The sequence below is a fragment of the Streptomyces sp. NPDC057099 genome (assembly GCF_042671245.1).
Classification (GTDB): Bacteria; Actinomycetota; Actinomycetes; order Streptomycetales; family Streptomycetaceae; genus Streptomyces; species Streptomyces purpurascens.
In genome coordinates this window covers 85,155-106,800 of record NZ_JBHUTX010000002.1, presented here as the reverse complement: position 1 = coordinate 106,800, position 21,646 = coordinate 85,155, and the positions used below count along the sequence as shown (strand labels likewise).

General features: G+C 72.5%; 15 protein-coding genes. 3 read left to right on the top strand and 12 right to left on the bottom strand.

The window, feature by feature from the left end:
- Positions 1-45 precede the first annotated feature (45 nt).
- The 5 genes from ACFT4A_RS02950 to ACFT4A_RS02930 all read right to left on the bottom strand — a co-directional run bounded on the left by ACFT4A_RS02950 (position 46) and on the right by ACFT4A_RS02930 (position 5,722).
- The gene (locus ACFT4A_RS02950; RefSeq protein WP_382825381.1) at positions 46-1,269 is read right to left on the bottom strand and encodes an arginine deiminase; all 1,224 of its coding nucleotides are present in this window, start codon (positions 1,267-1,269) and stop codon (positions 46-48) included.
- A 93-nt stretch (positions 1,270-1,362) separates the two neighbouring features.
- Positions 1,363-3,069, bottom strand: coding sequence for an HEXXH motif domain-containing protein (locus ACFT4A_RS02945; RefSeq protein ID WP_382825379.1), 1,707 nt, complete (start codon positions 3,067-3,069; stop codon positions 1,363-1,365).
- Between the two features lie 89 nt (positions 3,070-3,158).
- On the bottom strand, positions 3,159-3,386 hold the full coding sequence (locus ACFT4A_RS02940; RefSeq protein WP_382825377.1) for a hypothetical protein: 228 nt from the start codon (positions 3,384-3,386) through the stop codon (positions 3,159-3,161).
- A gap of 99 nt (positions 3,387-3,485) precedes the next feature.
- Positions 3,486-4,592 (bottom strand): caspase family protein, encoded by a 1,107-nt coding sequence (locus ACFT4A_RS02935; protein ID WP_382825376.1) that lies wholly within the window; start codon positions 4,590-4,592, stop codon positions 3,486-3,488.
- Entirely contained in the window at positions 4,589-5,722 is a 1,134-nt protein-coding gene (locus tag ACFT4A_RS02930) for a hypothetical protein (protein ID WP_382825374.1), read from the bottom strand. Before ACFT4A_RS02930 ends, ACFT4A_RS02935 begins: the two co-directional genes overlap by 4 nt.
- 185 nt (positions 5,723-5,907) lie before the next feature.
- On the opposite strand from ACFT4A_RS02930, the gene ACFT4A_RS02925 reads away from it, so the two are divergent.
- The gene (locus ACFT4A_RS02925; RefSeq protein ID WP_382825373.1) at positions 5,908-7,233 is read left to right on the top strand and encodes a cation:proton antiporter; all 1,326 of its coding nucleotides are present in this window, start codon (positions 5,908-5,910) and stop codon (positions 7,231-7,233) included.
- A 46-nt stretch (positions 7,234-7,279) separates the two neighbouring features.
- On the opposite strand, the gene fxsT is transcribed toward ACFT4A_RS02925, so the two are convergent.
- The 5 genes from fxsT to ACFT4A_RS02900 all read right to left on the bottom strand — a co-directional run bounded on the left by fxsT (position 7,280) and on the right by ACFT4A_RS02900 (position 18,639).
- Positions 7,280-11,842: an FxSxx-COOH system tetratricopeptide repeat protein gene (fxsT, locus tag ACFT4A_RS02920; protein WP_382825372.1), complete on the bottom strand. Its 4,563-nt coding sequence runs from the start codon at positions 11,840-11,842 to the stop codon at positions 7,280-7,282.
- 1 nt (position 11,843) lies between these two features.
- Positions 11,844-12,935: an AAA family ATPase gene (locus tag ACFT4A_RS02915; protein ID WP_382825370.1), complete on the bottom strand. Its 1,092-nt coding sequence runs from the start codon at positions 12,933-12,935 to the stop codon at positions 11,844-11,846.
- Positions 12,932-14,482 carry a hypothetical protein gene (locus ACFT4A_RS02910; protein WP_382825369.1) on the bottom strand — a complete coding sequence of 517 codons (1,551 nt, stop codon included), beginning with the start codon at positions 14,480-14,482 and terminating at the stop codon, positions 12,932-12,934. Before ACFT4A_RS02910 ends, ACFT4A_RS02915 begins: the two co-directional genes overlap by 4 nt.
- Positions 14,483-14,638: 156 nt before the next feature.
- Entirely contained in the window at positions 14,639-17,179 is a 2,541-nt protein-coding gene (locus tag ACFT4A_RS02905) for a polynucleotide kinase-phosphatase (RefSeq protein WP_382825368.1), read from the bottom strand.
- Complete coding sequence (locus tag ACFT4A_RS02900; RefSeq protein ID WP_382825366.1) at positions 17,176-18,639, bottom strand: 3' terminal RNA ribose 2'-O-methyltransferase Hen1; 1,464 nt, start codon at positions 18,637-18,639, stop codon at positions 17,176-17,178. Before ACFT4A_RS02900 ends, ACFT4A_RS02905 begins: the two co-directional genes overlap by 4 nt.
- A 127-nt stretch (positions 18,640-18,766) precedes the next feature.
- Here ACFT4A_RS02900 and ACFT4A_RS02895 point away from each other — a divergent pair, with 127 nt between their 5' ends.
- Positions 18,767-19,558: an SAM-dependent methyltransferase gene (locus tag ACFT4A_RS02895; RefSeq protein WP_382825365.1), complete on the top strand. Its 792-nt coding sequence runs from the start codon at positions 18,767-18,769 to the stop codon at positions 19,556-19,558.
- Between the two features lie 87 nt (positions 19,559-19,645).
- On the opposite strand, the gene ACFT4A_RS02890 is transcribed toward ACFT4A_RS02895, so the two are convergent.
- Complete coding sequence (locus ACFT4A_RS02890; RefSeq protein ID WP_382825363.1) at positions 19,646-20,569, bottom strand: LLM class F420-dependent oxidoreductase; 924 nt, start codon at positions 20,567-20,569, stop codon at positions 19,646-19,648.
- Positions 20,570-20,807: 238 nt separating this feature from the next.
- On the opposite strand from ACFT4A_RS02890, the gene ACFT4A_RS02885 reads away from it, so the two are divergent.
- A complete protein-coding gene (locus ACFT4A_RS02885; protein ID WP_382825361.1) occupies positions 20,808-20,981 on the top strand; it encodes a hypothetical protein in 174 nt (57 codons plus the stop codon).
- 96 nt (positions 20,982-21,077) lie between these two features.
- On the opposite strand, the gene ACFT4A_RS02880 is transcribed toward ACFT4A_RS02885, so the two are convergent.
- Complete coding sequence (locus ACFT4A_RS02880) at positions 21,078-21,542, bottom strand: DUF6099 family protein (RefSeq protein ID WP_382825359.1); 465 nt, start codon at positions 21,540-21,542, stop codon at positions 21,078-21,080.
- Positions 21,543-21,646: the final 104 nt, after the last annotated feature.

Genomic DNA, 21,646 nt, shown 5'->3' with positions numbered 1-21,646 from the left:
TACGGGGACACAGACTCCTGGAATACTATACGAAGCTCAGCATGCCTATACGGGCTCCCGTTCGACCGGGCAGCTCATGCAGCGCGGCCCGCCTCTCCCCCGCCCCAGCTCACTGCCCGGGATCTCTATCACCTCGATGCCCTGTTTGCGCAGATGGGTGTTGGTGGTGGCGTTCCGTTCGTAGGCGACCACGACGCCCGGTTCGACGGCCAGGACGTTGCAGCCGTCGTCCCACTGCTCGCGCTCGGCGGCGTGCACGTCCTGGGTGGCGGTCAGCACCCGGATCTCGTTCAGGCCCAGCGCGGCGGCGATCGCGCGGTGCATGTGCTCCGCCGGATGGTCGGTGACCTTCAGCTCCTTCTCGCCGACGCCCGGCTCGATGGTGTACGAGCGGAGCATGCCGAGGCCCGCGTACTGGGTGAAGGTGTCGCCGTCGACCATCGTCATCACGGTGTCGAGGTGCATGAAGGCACGCCGCTTGGGCATGTCGAGCGCCACGATCGTCTCGGCGGAACCGGCGGCGAACAGCTTGTGCGCCAGCATCTCGACGGCCTGCGGTGTGGTGCGCTCGCTCATGCCGATGAGCACGGCTCCGTTGCCGATGACCAGGACGTCCCCGCCCTCGATGGTCGACGGGTAGTCGGCCTGCCCCTCGGACCACAGGTGGAAGGTCTCGTCCCGGAACAGCGGGTGGTGCCGGTAGATCGCCTCGAAGTGCACGGTCTCGCGCTGCCGGGCGGGCCAGCGCATGGCGTTGATGGAGACGCCGTCGTAGATCCAGGCGGAGGTGTCGCGGGTGAAGAGGTGGTTGGGCAGAGGGTCCAGCAGGAAGTCGTCCAGGTCCATGACGTGGAAGCGCACCGAGGTCGGCTCCGGGTGCCCGTCCAGGAACTCGCGTTTCGTCATGCCGCCGACCAGGAGCTCGGCCAGTTCCCGCGCGGGCAGGTTCTCGAAGGCGGCTCTGAGGTGGTCGGTGGCCAGGGGGCCGTACTCCTTCTCGTCGAAGACCCGGTCCAGGACGAGGGTTCTGGCCGCCGGGACCTGGAGCGTCTCGGCCAGGAGGTCACCGAAGAGGTGGACGGCGACGCCCCGGTCGCGCAGCACGTCGGCGAATCCGTCGTGCTCGGCGCGGGCCCTGCGCACCCACAGCACGTCGTCGAAGAGCAGCGAGGTCTTGTTGCTGGGGGTGAGCCTTTTGAGCTCGAGATCGGGCCGGTGCAGGATGACGCGGCGCAGCCGCCCGGCCTCGGAGTGGACGTGGTATGCCATGCCTCCATCCTGACCATCGCGGCGCCCGTTGACGCGCTGCTCGCGTGTTTCCACGAACTCTTGTTTGCGTCTCCGTGACGACAACCGGCACGGTCATCCGCTCGGCAGCGGCTGGAGCAGCTCCGGCCGGGCCAGCATCCGCCGGGTCGTCCGCCCCGGGTCGAGCACGGCGCGCGCGACGATCCAGCCGGCCAGGGCGTGCGGTTCGGCGGGATCCGTGGCCAGCTGGTCGGCGTACCGGGCGAGCGCGGCGGCGGCGTCCCCGGCGGCGAGCTGCTCGTCGGCGGTGTCCGGGGCGACGGGGCGGGCGGCGAAGGCATGGGTGCGGACGTCGGGCCAGGAGGTGCGGTCGGGGCGGAAGCGGGGGCCGTCGGAGCCGGAGGAGGGCGGGGCGACATTGCGCAGACGCCACTCGGTGCGGTGCAGCGCCGCGGCCGTCCGGGCCCGGGTGAGCGCGGCGTGCGGGACCGGCTCGCGCAGCCAGCCGTCGAGCGTACGGGCGAGCCCCGACACCAGGGCCCGGCCCTGCGGGGTGAGACGCCCCTCCACCAGCAGGGTGCGCACGACGAGCCGGCTCTGCAGGCGGCGCAGCGCGAAGTGGTACCCGGCGAGGTCGGCCGCCCCGTCGCCCCGCGCCACGGCCATGCGGTCCCGCCAGAACCCCGCGACACCCGTGAAGGCGTACGCCCCGTGCAGCAGACCGGTGAGATGCCGCGGGTCGGGCCGCCAGGGGGCGTAGTAGCGCTCCTCCCGGTCGTCGTCGAGCAGCGGGAAGAGGTGCAGGAGGGCGGCCAGTTTGCTGTGCTGGAACTCGTGGACGAGGGTCTCGGCGAGGGCGAGCGGGCAGGAGGGGCGGGCGATGACCATGGCGCCGAACGAGTCACCGCTGGAGGCGGACACCAGGACGGTCGGCGGCGCGGGCGGCAGGGTGCCGGTACGCCCCCAGGGCACCACGGCCCGTATCGCGCCGGGGTCGAACCGGCCCGGCCCTTCGCCGCCCGGCGCGGCGAGCAGCGCGACGGCCTCCTCGAACAGCCGCTGCCAGGCCTCGGCTTCGCCGGCGTCGAGCCGTGCGGGCGGCAAGGGGTCGTCCAGGTCGCGGTAGGGATCGAGGTCCTCGAGGGGGATGGCGACGGTTCCGGCGGGGGTGGGGTGGGTGAGGGTGCGCAGGGGGGACCAGGCGGGGTCGGTGTCCGGCCCCGCCGGTGTCGGTCTCGGCAGGGGCTGCGTCGCCGGGCTGATCGTCACGGCGACGGTGCCGCCGTCGCGGCCCGGGCCGGACAGCGTCAGCTCGCCCCCGCTCGTCCGGGCGCGGGCGACCGTCAACCCTCTTTCCGCTCCGGTGAGTCGGGCCAGTCCCAGCCCCGGCAGCGACAGTCCGCCGTCGGCGAGGGGCACCCTGAGGTCCGCCCGCGTACCGGCACGCAGCGCCGCGGCGACGGCCAGGGCGCACAGATGCCCGGCCTCCGCCCACAGCGGCGGGCCCGACGCGGTGCCGTGCAGCCGGCGCAGCACATGGGCGAGCCAGCCGCCGGTCGCCGGGGCGAGCAGCAGCCGGTCGACCGGCCCGGGTGCCGCGGCGGCGGCCTCCTTGAGGACGTCCCACGCCTCGGCGGCCGGGCTGTGCGGCGTCCGCAGCGTGCCGAGCCGGTCCAGCAGGGTCCGCAGAAGCAGCAGCCTCCGCGCCCGCTCCGCCCGTTCGAGGAAGGCGACGGCCTCGGCGGAACCCCCTCCCGCGGCCAGTTCCGCGAAGAGCCGTTCGGGCATGCGGAACGGGGCGTGACGCGGCTCGCTGGGCATGCGGGACCTCCGGTCGGGGGGTACGGGCGTACAGACCCCGGCGGGAACACGGCATGCCCGTCCGGGGTCTGCCGTGCGGCAGGGTGCGGCTATTCGGCCCTGGCGGTCCCCTCGCCGCCCCCTCTGATGCTGTCGCGTGCGCGCAGGACCTCGCCGAGCAGACGAGCAGAGGGAGGCAGCGGGGCGAGACGGTCCACCGCGGTCACGGGCAGCCCCGCCAAGTCGACGAGATCCGACTCCCAGACGTCGGTACCAGCAGCTGTGGCCGGCTCACGAACGGCGGCTCCGGCGTGGCACAGAGCGGGCGGCTGGTCCAAGATGCTCCCCCTTCTCGCACGGTGGCACGCGATGCCCCGTGTCCTTTCCATCATGGCCATTCCTGCCCCGGTCGAAAACCGTACGATCACGCCACTCGATCATTTCCGATCACGCGGACGCATCACAGAGGCCTCGAACTCCCTTAACGCAGCGTCCAGTTCGCCCCTGAGGTCCGGATCGTCATCGAGAGAGACGACGGCGTCGAACAGCTCCCACAACATCTCCGGTCGCCCCCGGACCAGCCTGTTGAGAATGCCGACGACATCGGTGCGGGCCTTGCTGTGACGGGGCAGCGTCGCAGTGACACGCGGGTCCAACGAGGCGACCACCGTCTGCCGTTCGGTGGGGTCTGCCATCAGCGAATACGCGAGGAGGGCGTCCACCGCCCGCTGCAACGGCGAGGCCCGACGCTTCCCGGGCGACGGTACGGCCGGGGCCACGATCTCGGTGCGCTCAGGGCTCTGCAACCGAATCTCCGGGTACTGGAGAGTACGTCCCGCTTCCCTGAGGGCCGCGATACGTGCCCGTACGGCCGGAAACAGTCCCTCCGGATCGGGCAACGCGGGCAGGACGGCCGCCTGCTCGGCCAACAGCCCCAGCAGGATCTCGGAAAAGAGCCCCGTACCGCGCTCCGGGTCGTTGGCGGCGATCCGCCCCCGCCCGGCCGCCCGCAGCAGCGTCTGCCGATGGGCGAGGTTGCGCCGCCCCACCGGCAGGGCGTCCGGCGGCAGCTGCTCCCGGAAGGCCAGGTCCTCTTCGAAGGTCTCGCAGGCGTCCACGATCCACAGCTGGTCGGCGAAGGCCGGTACGGCGTCCCCGGCGTAGCGATCGAGCGCGGAGTCCAGGTCGATGCCCAGCTTGTCGGCGGCAGTGGCGTCCGAGCAGAACAGCCGCAGGTGCCCGGCCCGGTCGAGGACGCCGTGCCCGCCCCACCAGACCCAGAGGACATCGCCCTGGGCCAGGGTCAGTTCACGGACGAGGACGCGGCGCAGCGTCGCGTGATCGGCGGGCTGGTAGGCGACTTCGGGAACGTACGGCGGCAGCGGGGCGAGATGCAGCCGGAGCCGGTCGTCCGGCACCCCGGCGTCCCGCAACAGCCGGTGGAAGGCGACGGCGTCCCGCGCCGGTCCGGGCAGGTCCCAGCCGGTCCCGGCGTCGTACCGCTCGACACCGACGATCAGCGCATGCACCCGGGCGGGGTTCACGGCAGCCGGTCCACGATGTGCCGGTAGACCTCCGGGTTCGTCCAATAGGCGCTGTGCGAGGCCGGGAAGGGCTGACGGCTGTCGACCGCCACGTCCGTGACCCGTCCGGGGAACAGGCCCGCGCCCAGATGGGAGAGCAGGTCGCGGGGGTCGTACAGGTTCAACCAGTCCGGTACGTGCGACGGCAGGGGTGCGGGGTGTTCGAGGGAGGGCAGGGATCCGGACTCGTAGAGGAACGGCCCCTGGGACCCCGCCGTCACCAGGAGCCGGACCTGCGGCAGCGGGGCGGAGATCAGGGTGTCCAGGGCGATGATGCCGCCCAGGCTGTGGCCGACGAGGGTGACGGGCGGTTCGAGGCCCGTGACCAGGTCACGCAGCTCGGCGCGGACCGCCGCGCCGCGGCTGAGGTAGCGCAGGATGTCAGCGGCGGCGGGGTGGGCGGCCTGGGTGAGGGCGCGGCGGCGGCGCACGACGGCACGGGATGCCGCCGAACCCGCGACCCGCAGCACCAGGGAGCGCACCCCGCGTTCCGTGCCCCGGGGTTGTGCACCGAGTGCCACGCCGAGCCGGTCGGCGACGGCGTCACGGCTGTCGCCGGCCGGGACCAACGGGGCGTCGGAGTCCAGGACGTCGGCGATGACCCGGGCCGTGAGACTGCGGGCGGCGAGGGCGGCGAGGGCGTCCGGGGCGAGGGCGACGGCGGCGGGAGCGAGCAGCGGATGGGCGGCCAGGTCGGTGGCGGCGCGGGCCAGGCCCGGGCCCAGCTCGGCGGCGGGAGCGTCGCCTTGGGCCGCGAGGGCGCTGAGCCCCGCCCGTATCGCCTGGTCAGGGGGCAGCGAACCGGGCGCACGCTCGACGGCCTGCGGCGCACCGGCCGCGGCGAGCACGAGTTCGGCGTACGGATCGGCGTAGAGGGCGGCCCATGCGGCGGGCGACGCGTCGTCGGGGTCACCCTCGGCCAGGCCCCGGGCCGTGCCGCCCGGCTCGGCGGGAAGACTGACCCCGCCCGCCGCGAGCGTGGCGCCGTGCGTGCCGCCCCAGTAGTACGGCACGATGCGTAGTCCGTCGCGCAGGGCGGTCAGTCCGGCCGCCACGCGCCCCGCAAGCTTCGAGAAGCCTGGTTCGCGCACCCCTGTTCCATGAATGAAGACGACCGTCGCCATGTGCCCCCCGTGACACCGGTACAGAGTTGTGTACGACTGCCGATACGCCGTCAACTTACCAGTACCATCAGGAGGTTGGGGGTCAAGCACACGTGCGAGGACCCGCCTGCGGCCGAACCGCCGGCCATGACAACTGGACACAGGGGGACGCAGTGAACGCTGACGCGGTGGTCACGCATTTCCTTCTCGCCTCGGCCCTGATCCTCGCGGTCGGCCATGGCGCCGGCTGGGTGGCCCAGCGGCTGAAGCAGCCGTACATCGTGGGGCAGCTGACAGCGGGCATCGCCCTCGGTCCCTCGTTGCTCGGCAGTACGGCGCCGGATGCCTACCGGATGCTGTTCCCCCAGGAGATCGGCACCGCGCTGACCGGGCTCGCGCAGTTCGCCCTGGTGGTCTTCCTGTTCGCGGTGGGGTACGAGCTGGATCTGAAGATCCTGGGCGACCGGGCGCGCACGGTCGTGACGGTGGCGCTGGCGGCGTTCGTGGTCCCGATGATCGTGGGCAGTGGCTGTGCGCTGCTGTTCCGGGAGCAGTTGCGGGCCCTGGACATGCCCCCGCTCACCACCGGCATGGTGCTCTTCGCCGGGGTCGCCCTGTCGATAACGGCCGTACCGGTCCTGACGGCCATCGTGCGGGAGAACAACCTGGCCGACACGGTGCCGGGCGTCCTCGCGGTGTCCGCGGCCGGGCTGCTCGACGTGATCGGGTGGACGGTGCTGGCCGGAACGATGCTGGACAGCGACAGCGGTGAGCACGCGCTGGGCTGGCAGTGGCGGGCCGTCATCGCGGCCGGTTTCGCCGTGCTGATGCTGGTGGCGGCCCGGCCCGTGCTGCGCCGGGCGCTGTGGCGGACCCGGATGGAGCCGTCGCTGCGACTGGCTCTGCTCATCGGCTTCGCCTGTGCGTCGGCGTCCGTGACGCAGTTCCTCGGGCTGCACGCCATCTGCGGTGCGCTGCTCGCGGGGATCGTCTGCCCGCGTGAGCGAGGCGGCACCCTCGACCCCGATCTGCTGCGGCCGCTGCATGTCGTCAGCTCGCTGCTGGTGCCCTACTTCTTCGTCTTCTCCGGGCAGTCCGTCACCCTCGACAGCATGAACGCCACCGGCTGGATCACGCTGCTGGTGGTGACGGTGCTGGCGGTCACCACGAAGGTCGGCAGCGGCGTGGTGGCGGCCCGGATGGGCGGGCTGGACCGGGACGACGCCCGGACCGTCGGTGTGCTGCTGAGCGCCCGCGGCCTCACGGAGCTGATCGCCCTCAACGCCGGTTTCCAGGCGGGTCTGGTGAGCAAGCCCCTCTACACGGTGCTGGTCTTCATGGCCCTGGCCACGACGCTGCTCACCCAGCCCCTGCTGATCCTGGTCCGCCGCCTGTCGGACCACGAGCCGACCCGCGCCCCGGGCCCCGCCGAGGTCGTGCCGGTGCATCTGACTCTCCCGGACCACGCGGGCGACACCCCGGTGGCGGACGCGGGCTGACCGGTCCGGGGTGGCACACGGGTGCCACCCCGGCCGAGGCTGTGGTCTACAGCGGCATCGGCGCCATGTCGCACTCGATACGGCGGCCCTGACGTGCGGCCACATGCCACGGGTGGTCGGCGCGGACCACGCGGGCGAAGCCCTCCGTCGCCTTGCGCTGCAGCTCGTCGGCCTCCGCCCTGCGGCCCAGGCCGCGCAGGTCGAGGCCGAGGTTGGCCATGCACGCCAGCGTCAACGGGTGCTCCTCGCCGGCGATCTCGGCGAGCAGCGGCAGATTGGCCTCGTCGATCTCGTGCGCCCGCTCGAAGTCGACCCGCGCGTAGGCCGTGTTGGCCTGGCCGATGGCGACGGTCAGCGTGGTGATGTGCCGGGCGCCCACACCCGCGGCCAGCCGGCTCGCCGCGTCGTCCTCCAGCTCCTGAGCCTGGTCCAGTGCGCCGAGGGCACGCAGGGTGGCGGCCAGGTTCGCCTTGGTCAGGAGGGTGTACGAGTGGCTCTCACCGAGGCGCTGCTCGAATCGCCGCAGTGTCTCCTCCGCCAGCTCACGGGAGCCGTCGAGGTCACCGTTCAGCCGCCGGTCGACGGACACGTTGGTCGCCGACGACACGGCGTCGAAGTGGTCCTTTCCGTAGCGGGAGACGAAGCGCCGCAGCGTCTCGTCCGAGAGCTTGGCCGCCTCTTCGTGGGCCCCGTCCCGGCGTCGGCAGACCGCGAGGTTGCGGGCGATGCGCAGGGTGAGCGGATGTTCCTCGCCGAGTTCGGTGCGCGCCCGGCGATACGCGTCCTCCTGGAAGTCGCGGGCGCCGGGATAGTCGCCGCTCTCGCGCATGTCGATGGAGAGCGCGTTGAGGGTGTTGAGAGTGAAGAAGCTGGCGGGGCCGAACAGCAGCTCACGCTGCTGGGCGTTCTCCTGGTCCAGCGGCAGCGCGTCCCTGAACCGGCCGCACAACCGCAGAGCGACTCCCCAGGCATGGGTGGCCCTAAGCGTCATCGGATCGTCCGGACCGAACAGGGACCGGGCCAGCTCGGTGGCCTCCTGCGTCAGCGCCCGGGCTTCCTCGAACCCGCCCTGGTAGCCGCGGGCGTCCGCCATCTCGCACAGCGAGTCGATCAGGTTCTCCGAGTCGACATCGGTGCGGCGCGAGATCTCCAGGGCCTTCTCGGTGAGCGGGATGGACTCGGGGACCTGGCCGTTCTGCCGCAACAGGAATCCGAGGCTCTTCGTCATCCGGAGGACGTGGAGGTCCTCCTCGCCCGAGGAGCCGATCCAGGCGCTCCAGGCCTGGCGGGCGAAGTCGGCGGCGCCCACGTGGTCTCCCCAGTAGTAGAGGAACCACACCGTGTCGAAGACCAGCTCCCGCACATAGGTGTCGGTGCTCGTCACGGCCTGTGAAGTGAGCACGTGGGGCAGCAGCGCCTGATACGCACGCCATTCCAGCGACGAACCGGAGGGGCCGGGCTTGGCGGCCGACAGCAGCTGATGCGCGGCGTCGCGCATCCGCTCCCGCTCGTCGGCGCTCAGCTTGGCCAGGAGCACCGTCTGCAGCAGGCGGTGCATCTGGAGGGTGTCGGAACGCGGGTCCACCCGGACCAGGGAGAACTGGCTCAGGTCGCGGACGGCGCGGTTGAGTTTGATCGATTCCCTCAGCAGGGGATCGACCTCGGGCGTGACGTTGACGCCGCGGCTGCCGCGCAGCATCGCCCTCGGGATGGGCTCGGGGGCCATGCTGGCGCAGATGTCGAGCAGCTGCCGGGCGCCGGGGTTGTTCTCCTTGATCCGCTCCAGCGAGATGTCCCATGCGGCGGCGACGGAGACCGGATAGTCGGGAGCCGGGTCGAGTTCGAGGATCTCGGGGCTGCGCTGCGCGAGCAGATCGAGGTACTCGTCGACCTGCATGCCGGTCACCGCGCGCCAGGCTCCCGCCTGCTCGACCGCGAGCGGCAGGTCGCCCAGTGCCTCGGCGAGCCGGCCGGCGTCCTCGATGGACAGGTCGGGCGAGCGCCTCTGGAGCAGCTCGACCGACTCCTCTCGCTCGAACACGTTGACCGGCAGCGACGTGGCCACCCTCTCCCAGGCCCGGTTCCGGGACGTGACGATGACCTTGCCCGGTCCGTTGGCCGGGAAGTACTGACGGACCGTGTCGACGTCCTCGGCGTTGTCGAAGACGAGCAGCCAGCTGTCGTACGGCGTTCCGGTGCTCAGCGCCTCCAGCACGGCCGGCACCGCGGTGTTGGCTGCGGGGGCGCCGAGGCTGTCCTGACCGGTGGGGGCGACACCCAGCTGTGCCGCCAACTGGGCCAACGCGGCGAGAATGAGGCTCTCCCGCTCGGCGGGGATCCAGCAGATCACCCGATAGTCGTGCTGGTGGGTGTAGACGTACTCGAGTGCCAGCTGGGACTTGCCGACGCCACCGAGGCCATGAAGGGCGTTGGGGAGCACCGCCGCCGTGTCCTGAGCCGCCAGCTGCTCCTCCACGGCACTCAGCAGCGCCTGCCGGCCGACGAACGACGTGTTGCGCAGAGGCACGTTCACCAGGAGGGCGGCGGGCGTTCCGGTCGTGGTGCTCGGCATGGGGAGCTCAGCCTCCGAGGGTTCTTGTGGGATGGCGTCGGATACCAGGGGTGGCACGGGTGGTTCTCCAGCTTCTTGGGGGGCGGTCGACGGTGGCACACTTCCCGTTCCGTCGGACAATCCCCCAGGAGCCGCGCGGTTCACCTCAGAAGTTGCAGCTCCGGGCGTTCCCGGACTCACTCGTTCGGCGTCACCGGGCCCCCGGGCCCTGGACAGACCGGGCTCGATTCGGCGGGCCCGCTCGGAGTACGGCCCCGAGAGCGCGCGCATCACGGCCAGCTCGCTGCGCGCCCAGCCCCGCTCCGACGGGTCGGGCAGCGTGGTCCCCATCGGGTCGCGCAGGGCGGCGCGCAGCGCGACACCCCGGGCGCCCGCGCCGGGCAGCTCGCCCACCACGCTGACGGTGTGGGCGAGTTGGCTGCGGGTGGTGGTGGCGAGCAGTTCCTCGCGGACTCCGTCGGCGAACTCGGGGCGCCCCTCGCCGCCGCTGTCCCAGTCGATCAGCCCGCCCATCAGGATCTCGGCGAGGTGGTCCGGGCCGGTCTCCGGCATGGTGCGCCGCCTCAGCTGTTCGACGAGGTCGAACTCGAACGGAATGGCGGCGAGTTGGGTGGCAAGCCGACGTGCGGCGGGGGTGGCCAGCGTGAAGAACCGGCGTACGGCGGCTTTGGCGGCGCGTGGGAAGCGGGGGGCGCGCAGGCCGGGCGCGGGCGATCCCTTGGTGAGGGTGCCGGCCAGGACGACGGGCAGGGCGCGGCGCACTCCGCGTTCCCCGGTGACGAGGTCGGCCCAGGCCGCGAGCGAGGCGGGCTTCAGGGAGAGCACGGGGACGGGCACGGAGCCGTCGCCCGCGTCGGGCAGCGGTCGCATCGGGTCGGGGCCGCCGGGCGGCGCCCAGTGCTCGAGCCCGTCGTTGGCGGCGCCGAATCCACCGGCCTCCAGAACGGCCGGATACGGGTAGAGCGAGGCGCGGTGGCGCAGATGCGGCGGGAGCAGATGCACCAGGGCCGTGGGGCCGGCGTGGGCGAGCCGGGCGAGCAGGTCGTCGGCGGCGGGAGAGGCCCAGCCGTGGGCGAGCCCGTCGGTGACCACGAGGAAGACGCGGTCGCCGCGTCCGGCGAGGAGTTCGGCGGGGTCGGCGGCGGCCCGGCCGACGCTCCAGCGCAGGGTGGCGGTCCCGGTGCGCGGCACGTTCACCCGGACCGTTCGCACGGCCCGGAAGGCGCCGCTGTGCTCGGCGGCCTCGGCGAGACGGGCGGTGGACTCCTCCCAGATCCGCAGGGTGGGCGCGTCGTCGACCAGCATGACCAGGTCGAAGGCGGCCGTGCGGGCGGGCCGCAGGAACGGCATCCACATGCCGTCGATGATCCCCTGCTCGGCGGTGGTCTCCTCGTCGAGCTCGAGGGTGTCGCGCGACGGCACGCGGCGGGCCAGCTGGTGCAGGGCGCGGGCGAAGCGGGCGGTGGTGCGGCCCGGGGCCTGCTGCGGGCGGTCGTCGGCGGGCAGCAGCGGCTGCCCGAGGCGCAGGGTGAAACGGCCCTCGGCGTCGGGTAACAGACGGGCCGCGGCACCCGGTTCTGCGGGCAGGGCGGCGCCGGTCCCCGGCCGCGGACGGTCGTCGAGGCCCTCGGGGGTGGCCGGCACGCCCTCGGTGGAAGGCGGGCGAGGGGCGCGTGCGGTGTCAGGGGTGGTGTCGGAGGGCCGGGACCGGTCGGCCGGTGGGGTGTCCGGCTGGTCCGCGTCGTCCGTTTCCCGCGGGCGGGCGGAAGGCGGGGCCGTGGATGCGGCCGTCCGGCCCCGCGCGGGCTCCGGGACGGACGCGGCCGGGCCGCCGTGGCGGTTCCAGTGCGCGGCGAGCCAGACCGCGTCGGCGACGTCCTGCCAGCGCGGGACGGACTGTTCCAGGGCGGCCGGGACCGGCGCTCCGTGCTCTGCCGCCTGGTCGGCGGACTCGGGCAACGCCGAAGGAGGCGACGACCCCGAAACGGGAAATCCGTCGCCGAGCCCGGATGCGTGCTCCCTGGGATAGCCCTTCAATTCAGCGGCCCTTCGCGAGGTCGCGCAGGAGCATTTCCACGAGCTTACGCCCGTCACCATCCGCCTGGAAACCACCCGCCGTCGTCATCTGGACAGCGTTGAGCAACTGGTCCAGGGAGTGGGAACCGCCGGCCTGGACCCGCTGAACGAACAGGTCGACGAGGTCTTCCGTGCCCTGCGGGCGGGTGCCGAGGTGCCCTTCGACCATGGCCAGGAGTTGCTCCCGGGTGGGCGTGCGCATCTCCAGCGGCAGACAGCGCCGGCGGAAGGCCGCGGGGAATTCGCGTTCTCCGTTGCTGGTGATCACCACGACCGGGAACTCCCGGCACTCGACCCGCCCGTCGCGCACCTCGGCGCGGCCCCCGGGGTCGCTGGTGTGGACGCGTGCGCTGTCCGCGGCGTCGCGTACCAGCTCGGGGACGTCATAGCTTCCGTTCTCCAGGACGTGCAACAGGTCGTTCGGCAGGTCGATGTCGCTCTTGTCGAGCTCGTCGACGAGAAGCACACGGGGACGATCGTAGGGCAGCAGCGCGGTCCCCAGGGCGCCGAGAGTCACGAAGTCGCCCAGAACCGGGGGAAGTTGGCGAGGTTTTTGAGGAAGCGCGGTGTTGACGTCCGCAACCGGGTCGGCATCGTCCGGTTCCAGGGACGCGGCATGCCGCAGTCCGGCCCGCCAGGCGGCGATGGCCTGGGCGCGGCCCATGGCGTCGTGGGCGTAGAGGCCCTCGCGCAGGGTGGTGCGGCTGACGATGTTCCACTCCAGGACCCGGCCGAGGCCGAGTTCGCGGGAGATGAGGTAGGCGAGAGTGGACTTTCCGACTCCGGGCGGGCCGGTGATCAGCAGGGGCCGGCGCAGCAGCAGCGCGGCGTTGACGACGTCGATCTCCTCCTCGCCCAGCTGCGGGGTGACGTCGCCCGGACCCAGTCGGCGCAGCGCGGCCTGGGGGTCGGCCCCCGGCACGGGCCGGGGCGGTTCGCCCCGGAAGCGGCGCCAGGGCGGCGGCGCGGGCAGGTCGGGCGGGACGGCGGGGGCACTGCCCGTGCCGTGGAAGATCCGCCAGCCGTTCGGGACCGTCTGCTCCTGCGCGCTCATGCGGATGCCTCCTCGCTGGCGAGATCGCCTGGGTCGGTGGGCTGGAAGTCGACGGGACGCGTCGGATCGTCCCAGAAAAAGCCGATGTGCCGGCCGAGCAGCTCGCCGGGGCCCCGGCCCTCGCTCTCGGCGTTCCTGCGCAGGAGGTGAACGGCCACCGGGATCCGCGCCGGGGTGTGCGCCGCGGCGAACAGGGCGGTCACCACTTCCCGGCGCTCCTCGAGGAAGACTCCTCTGCGGTCCCAGATCGCGAGCCCCACCCCTTCCGCTATGGCGGCCTTGAGGGCCTCCAGTGCCAGGACGTCGGCCGGGGCGTCGAGCACCACCGCCGTATGTCTTGGTTCCCCGGCGAGCCCGGCCTGCCACGCGCCGAGCCGGTCGCCGTCCGGTTCGCGCCAGCCGTGCACCAGGACGCCGTGCTCGCGCAGGGTTCGCCAACGCTCCCGCCACTGGTCCCGGACCAGGGCGTCGTCCGTGCGCATCCGCTCCAGGCTGCGCAGGTGCACCCCGTACTTCAGGCTGAGCGGCAGCGGCTGCCCGTCGCCGATCCGGAAGGTCAGACCGGCCACATCGTGGTTGAGGAGGTCGTACGGAAGGACGAACTCGATGTACGGCGGTGGCTGCCGGCGTCCGCCCGGGTCGGGTTCGCGGGGCGCCGACCAGAGGCGGGCGCCCTGCCGTAACGCGCACTGGACGGCCGTGCCTAGCTCGTCGAGGGTGGTCGTGGCGGGTTCGCCGGGCTGCGGGTCCCAGCGGCCGGGGACGGTGTTGAGCCAGGGGCGGACGACGATGTCGCCGGAACCGTCCCGTGCCGGTTCGACGGCGACGACCAGGCAGCGCGGGATGTCCGGATCGCTCTCCGTGGTGCCGCGGGCCTTGCGGCGTTCCTCCACCGGTCCGGTCAGGCCGGCGCGGCGAGCCCAGTCGTCGGCCCAGCCGGACAGGGCGGTGCGGTGCCCGGGGGTGGCGGCGAACCGGGCGGCGTGGTCGATCAGCAGGACGGCGGGGGGCAGTCCGTCCGGCTGCACGTTCCGGTCCAGGACGTGTGCGAAGAGCTGTTCCGGGGCGAGTCCGGTGGGCAGGTCGAGGCCGTTGAGCTCCTCGACCAGGGCGTCGCGCAGCCGGGCGGCGGGGAGTTCGCCCTTGGCGAGGACGGCGCGGGCGCTGGTCTCGTCGTCCCGGGAGAGGGGGCCTTGGAGGGCGGGGGGCGGGGCGGGCGCGAGCCACTGGTCGAGCAGCTGGTCGAGCTCGTCGCCCGCCAGTTCGCCTTCGAGGATCCGCACCACCTCGACCAGTACGCGTTCGCCGCCCGGCATGTTCAGCGCGGCGCGCGTCAGCAGCACCACGTCCTCGCGCAATTTGACGCCGCGCAGGTCGATCTGACGTCCCAGCAGGTCTCCCAGGACGGCACCGAAGTGCAGCCGCCCCTGCGCGTCCTCCATGCAGCCCAGGCCGCACAGGGCGTTGGTCAGCCCCAGCAGCAGCCGTAAGCCTTCCGCACGCCCGGACCCGCCCTCGGGTTCGCCGAACCCCGCGTGTGTCTCCACCGACTTTCCCCCTGAGCCGGTATACCTGCCTGATCAACCAGCGAAGTTAGCACGGTAACCAGCGGTTAACCAGGGACGAATGGGACCGGAAGGACGACGTCCGGCCAGGATCGCCCCAGTCGGGACAAGCCTGGCCGAAATCGATCGGCTTCGGGCTCACAGCCTCGGGTCCACCGGCTCCGATTCCAGCGCCAGCACCCCGAAGACCGCCTCGTGCACCCGCCACAGCGGTTCACCGTCGGCCAGCCGGTCCAGGGCCTCCAGGCCCAGGGCGTATTCGCGGATCGCCAGGGACCGCTTGTGGTTGAGGAAGCGCGAGCGCAGGCGGGCCAGGTTCTCCGGGCGGGTGTACTCGGGGCCGTAGATGATCCGCAGGTACTCGCGGCCGCGGCACTTGATGCCGGGCTGGACGAGGCGGCCCTGGGGGTCGCGGACGAGGGCGCCGATCGGCTTGACGACCATGCCCTCGCCGCCGCGGCCGGTCATCTCCAGCCACCAGTCGACACCGGCCCGGACGGACTCCGGGTCGGCCGTGTCGACGTACAGCCGCCGGGTGGTCCGGAGCAGGCCGCTGCCGTCGTGCTCGACGAGCCGGTCGAGCAGGGCGAGCTGCTCGTCGTGGGGCAGGGCGGCGAGGCTGCGGCCCTGGACGGCGAGGATCTGGAACGGTGCCAGGTGGACCCCGTCCAGGCCGTCCGTGGTCCAGCAGTAGCGGCGGTAGGCCTCGGTGAACGCGGCGGCGTCGGCGGAGCGTTCGCGGGTGCGGGCCAGCAGGCCGGCCACGTCCACGCCGCGTGCGGCCGTGCCCTCCAGCGCCGCCAGCGCGCCCGGGAGCACCGCGCCGGAGGCGGCGCCCACCGCGGCGTACTGGGAGCGCAGCAGTCCGGACGCCTTCAGGGACCAGGGCATCAGCTCGGCGTCCAGCAGCAGCCAGTCGGTCGCCAGTTCGTCCCAGAGGCCGGCCTCGCCGATCGCCGTGCGCACCCGGTCGAGGATCTCCGCGGTGAGGGAGTCGTCGTCGAGGAAGGGGCGGCCGGTGCGGGTGTAGAGCGCCCCGGTGGGGCCGTCCACGCCGAAGCGCTTGCGGGCCGCGTCCGCGTCCCGGCAGACCAGGGCCACCGCCCGCGACCCCATGTGCTTCTCCTCGCACACGACCCGCTCGACCCCGTCCGCCGCGTACTGCGCGAAGGCCTCCACCGGGTGTTCGAGGTAGCCGTCGGCCTGGCTGGTCGCCGTCGGTGCCATGGTGGGCGGGAGGTACGGCAGCAGGCGCGGGTCCACCGCGAAGCGGCTCATGACCTCCAGGGCCGCCGCCGCGTTCTCCTCGCGGATCGAGATACGGCCCTGGTGACGGGTCTCCACGATCCGGCGGCCGTGCACGTCCGCCAGGTCCAGCGGGCGGCCGTCGTGCCCGCCGGGGGCCTCGGTGCGCAGCGGCCTCGTCGGCTGGTACCAGACGCGCTCCGCCGCTACGTCGACCAGCTCGCGCTCCGGCCAGCGCAGCGCGGTGAGCTTGCCGCCGAAGACGGCGCCGGTGTCCAGGCAGATGGTGTTGTTGAGCCAGCTGGCCTCCGGGACGGGGGTGTGGCCGTAGACGACGGCGGCCCGGCCCCGGTAGTCCTCCGCCCACGGGTAGCGCACCGGCAGGCCGAACTCGTCGGTCTCGCCGGTGGTGTCGCCGTACAGGGCGTGGCTGCGGACCCGGCCGGAGGTGCGGCCGTGGTACTTCTCGGGCAGCCCGGCGTGGCACACGACCAGCCGGCCTCCGTCGAGGACGTAGTGGCTGACGAGGCCGTCGAGGAACTCCCGTACCTCGGCGACGAACTCCTCGCTCTCGCCCGCCATCTGCTCGATGGTCTCGGCGAGGCCGTGGGTGTGCTGGACCTTGCGGCCGCGCAGGTGGCGGCCGTACTTGTTCTCGTGGTTGCCGGGCACGCACAGGGCGTTGCCGGACTTCACCATCGCCATGACGCGGCGCAGCACGCCCGGGCTGTCGGGGCCGCGGTCGACCAGGTCGCCGACGAAGACGGCGGTACGGCCCTCGGGGTGGACTCCGTCCTTGTAGCCCAGCTTGCCGAGCAGCGACTCCAGTTCGGCGGCGCAGCCGTGGATGTCGCCGACGATGTCGAAGGGGCCGGTGAGGTGGGTCAGGTCGTTGAAGCGCTTCTCGGTGACGATGGTGGCGTGCTCGACCTCGTCGACGCCGCGCAGGACGTGCACCTTGCGGAAGCCCTCACGCTCCAGGTGCCTGAGGGAACGGCGCAGTTCCCGGGTGTGGCGCTGGATGACCCGGCGGGGCATGTCCGCGCGGTCGGTGCGGCCCGCGTTGCGCTCGGCGCACACCTCCTCGGGCACGTCGAGCACGATGGCTATCGGCAGGACGTCGTACTGCCGGGCCAGGTCGATCAGCTGGCGGCGGGCGTCGGGCTGCACGCTGGTCGCGTCCACGACCGTGCGGCGGCCGGCGGCCAGGCGCTTGCCCGCGATGTAGTGCAGGACGTCGAAGGCGTCCTTGGTGGCGCTCTGGTCGTTCTCGTCGTCCGAGACGAGGCCGCGGCAGAAGTCGGACGAGATGATCTCCGTGGGCTTGAAGTGCCTGCGGGCGAAGGTGGACTTGCCGGAGCCCGAGGCGCCGACGAGCACCACCAGGGAGAGGTCGGTGACGGGCAGGACCCGCCCCTCGCGTACGTCGGTCATGCCGCCTTCGCCTCCTTCGGGTTGGTCAGGGTGAACACGGCCATCTGGGTGGGCGGTCCCACCTCGGGGTCGTCGGGGCCTACGGGTATGAACTCGGCCGTGTAGCCGTGCCGTTCGGCGACCGCCTCCGCCCAGGCGCGGAACTCCGTCCGGGTCCATTCGAAGCGGTGGTCGCGGTGGCGGACATGGCCGGCCGGGAGGCTCTCCCAGCGCACGTTGTACTCGACGTTCGGGGTCGTCACGAGGACCGTGCGCGGACGGGCCGAGCCGAACACGGCGTACTCCAGGGCGGGCAGCCGGGGCAGGTCGAGGTGCTCGATGACCTCGCTGAGCACGGCGGCGTCGTAGCCCTTGATCCGCTGGTCGGTGTAGGCGAGCGAGCCCTGGAAGAGCTGGACGCGCGCGGCCTGCCGCTCCCCCATGCGGTCCAGCTTGAGCCGCCGGGAGGCGATGGTGAGCGCCCGCATCGACACGTCGACGCCCACGATCTCGGTGAACGCCGGGTCCTTGAGGAGTGTCTGCACCAACTGGCCCTGGCCGCAGCCGAGATCCAGGACGCGGGCGGCCCCGGACGCCTTGAGCGCGGCGGTGATCGCCTCCCGGCGCTGCACGGCCAGCGGGGTCGGGCGCTCCTCGGTCTCGGTCTCCGCCCCGACCGCGTTGTCGATCTCCTCGACCTCGCTGTCGTCCGTCTCGGCCAGCCGGACCAGCTCCAGCCGCTCCGTCGCGGCACGGGTCAGCGACCAGCGGCGCGCGAGGTAGCGGCTGGTGATCAGCCTCTGCTCCGGGTGGCCGGGCAGCCAGCCCTCACCGGCGCGCAGCAGCTTGTCGACCTCGTCGGGCGCGACCCAGTAGTGCTTGGCGTCGTCCAGGACCGGGAGCAGGACGTAGAGGTGGCGCAGGGCCTCGGCGAGGGTGCGGTCCGTGGACTCCAGTTCGAGTCGGACGTAGCGGGAGTCGCCCCACTGCGGGAACTCGGTGTCCAGCGGCACGGGTTCGGCGGTGACCGTCCAGCCCAGCGGCTCGAACAGCCGCTGTACGAGCCCGGGGCCGCCGCGGGCGGGCAGCACCGGCACCTCGATACGCAACGGCCGTGGTACGGCCGGCAGTTCGGGCCGGGCGTTGCAGACGCCCTTCATCGCGCTGGAGAAGACGGCGCTCAGCGCCACGGCGAGCAGGGAGGAGGCGGCGTAGGGGCGGTCGTTGACGTACTGCGCGAGCGCCGCGTCCGGGGCACCGCCCCGGCCCTTGCCCTTGCCACGCCTGACCAGCGTCACCGCGTCCACCTCCAGCAGCAACGCCGCCGTGCAGCGCTCGGCGTCCGCCTCGGGGTAGAGGACATGGGCGGTGCCGTAGGAGGTGGAGAACGCCTGGGCCTTCTCGGGGTGCTTGTGCAGCAGGTAGCCGAGATCGGTGGCGGGGCGCTCCGGGGTGCCGGTGGTGGTGATGGTCAGAAACACGGTGGGTCGACCTTTGATCAGTGGTCTGAACTGCGGATCCACTCACCGTACCGAGGGAACAGCGGCGGCATCCGGGAATTTTCGCTAGCCTCCGGCCGACCGGGCGTTCGAGGGAGGATGTGCGACTGTGGGCACGATCGACACCAGCAAGCCCCGTTCGGCGCGGATGTACGACTACTTCCTGGGCGGGAAGGACAACTATCCGGTCGACGTGGCGGCGGCCGAGCAGGTGACCTCGCACTTCCCCGCCGTGAGCGCGATGGCGCGAACCAATCGCGCCTTCATGCACCGCGCCTCCCGGCTGCTGGCCGAGCGGGGCGTCCGCCAGTTCCTCGACATCGGGACCGGCATCCCGACCGAGCCGAACCTCCACCAGATCGTCCAGAGGATCGCCCCCGACGCCCGGGTGGTCTACGCGGACAACGACCCGATCGTGCTCCGGCACGCCGAGGCCCTGCTGCACAGTGCGCCGGAGGGCAGGACCGCCTATGTCCAGGCCGATGTGCGGGACCCCGGAAAGATCATCGCGACGGCCCGGGAGACCCTCGACTTCAGCCGGCCGATCGCCCTGTCCCTGGTGGCACTCCTGCACCTGGTGGGCGACGAGGACGAGCCCCTCCGGCTCGTACGGGAACTCCTCGAACCGCTGCCGTCCGGAAGCCACTTGACGCTGTCCCACGCGACCGGCGACTTCGACCCGGAGACCTGGGAGCGGGTCGTCGAGGTGTACCGCAAGGGCGGCACGGCGGCACAGGTGCGCAGCCTCGGAGCGTTCTCGGAGTTCTTCACGGGCCTTGAGCTGGTGGACCCCGGTGTGGTCCTGGCCGCGCGGTGGCACCCCGAACTCGGCGCATCGCGGGGAGAGGACCGGGGTGGCGAGGAGATCCCCCTCTACGTGGCGGTCGCCCGCAAGCCCTGACCGAGGCCCGGCGGATCGCGCACCACGTCCCGATCCGCCGGACGGCCGACGTGCCGTGCCGGACCTACGGCTGCTGCGACACCGGCCTTACGACAGCTGCGACTGCACCTGCGAGGAGATCAGCTCCAGGTGGTCGAGGTCGTCCAGGTCGAGGATCTGGAGGTAGATCCGCTGGGCGCCGATCTCGGCGTAGCGGCCGATCTTGTCGACGACCTCGGACGGGGAGCCGGCCAGGCCGTTGAGCCTCAGCTCGTCGGCCTCGCGGCCGATCGCTGCGGCGCGGCGGGCGACCTCCGCCTCGTCGCGGCCGACGCAGACCACGAGGGCGTTGGAGTAGGTCAGATCGTCGCCGTCGCGGCCGGCCTCCTCGGCGGCGGCGCGCACCCGGCCGAACTGGCGCTCGCTGTCCTCGACGGAGGCGAAGGGGATGTTGAACTCGTCGGCGTACTTCGCGGCCAGCCGCGGGGTGCGGGTGGCGCCGTGGCCGCCGACGAGCACGGGGATCTTCTTCTGGGCGGGCTTGGGCAGCGCGGGAGAGTTCGTGAGGTCGTAGTGGGTGCCGTGGAAGTCGAAGGTCTTGCCGAGGTCCGTCGCCCAGAGGCCGGTGACGATCTCCAGCTGTTCCTCGAGGCGGGAGAACTTCTCCTTGGGGAACGGGATGCCGTAGGCCTTGTGCTCCTCCTCGAACCAGCCGGCGCCGAGGCCGAGCTCGACGCGGCCGCCGGACATCTGGTCGACCTGCGCGACCTGGATGGCGAGCACGCCGGGCAGCCGGAAGGTGCCGGCGGTCATCAGGGTGCCGAGCCGGATGCGCTTGGTCTCGCGGGCGAGTCCGGCCAGGGTCAGCCAGGCGTCGGTGGGGCCGGGCAGGCCGTCGCCGTCGCCCATGCGGAGGTAGTGGTCGGAGCGGAAGAAGGCGTCGAAGCCGAGGTCCTCGGTGGCCTTGGCGACGGCGAGCAGCGTGTCATAGGTGGCCCCCTGCTGGGGCTCGGTGAAGATGCGCAGATCCATACGTCCATCCTGCACGCCGGGGTGCGGGGCGACGCGGTCGGTCCCCCGTCCCGCATGGTCCCCGGTCGGGTGAAATTACGTGCATACCGCGGGTGCCGCCTGCCCCGGCCAGTGACCGGCCCCGATGGTGATCGTTGGCTCGGGCGGAGCCGGAGCGACCGGCTTCCGCACCGGCCCGCGACCGCCGGGGCGTCACCCGCGTCGGCCTCCCCGGGGGCCATGGGCCGAGGAGGCCGTCATGTCCGAAGAGACCGTGCCGCAGCAGGGCGGGACCGGGCAGCCGAAAGGGCTGTTGCAGCAGATGGAGGAGCTGATGGCGGCGTTGAACGCGGACCTGTCGGCGTTGGACGCGGATCTTCAGGCGGCGGGGGATGCGGGCCGGGGGACGGGCGAGGAAGGCTCTGTCGGCTGAGGGCTGGGGCGGAGGTGTTGCCCTAGGGGCGCGGGGAACTGCGCGAACAACCCCCACCGGCCCGCAGAGGGCTGAACGCCAGGAGCTGCCGCTGCCCTACCCCGCCTCCGGTACCACCTGCTCCCGGTCCGCGAGTCTGCGGAGCATTTCGAGGACTCGGTCGCGGGACTCGTCCGCCGCGTCGATGGCCTCCATGCACTGCCAGTACGTGCCCTCGTCGTCCGCGGCGCAGGCGAGGCCGACCAAGGCGATGCCGACCTCGCCGAGGAGGCCGCCGAGGAACATCAGGGTGTGGCGGGCGTCGCCCAACTCGGTGAGCTGGCCCGCCCGCAGCTCACCCGGGGCCAGTTCGGGCGGGTCGAGGACGCCGCAGCCTCGGCCCGCCAACTCCGTCAACCCCAGTGCCTCGCCGCGCAGTTCGGGCGGTCCGGCGACCGCGAGGCGGCTGCCTATCGCCTGCGCGAGGGCCTGCGCCTGCCACACCTCGGCCAGGATCTCCCGCCCGCTGCCACCCGCGGCCAGGGACCGCCTGCTCGTCACGATGAGCCGCACCGCGTCCATGCGCTGCCCCCGTCTGTCCCGACGCGCTCCCGCGCGTACGCCTGCCCGAACTCCCTAGTTCACTACCCAGAGTGAAGGGGCGTGAGACCAAAAGCCAGAGGAAG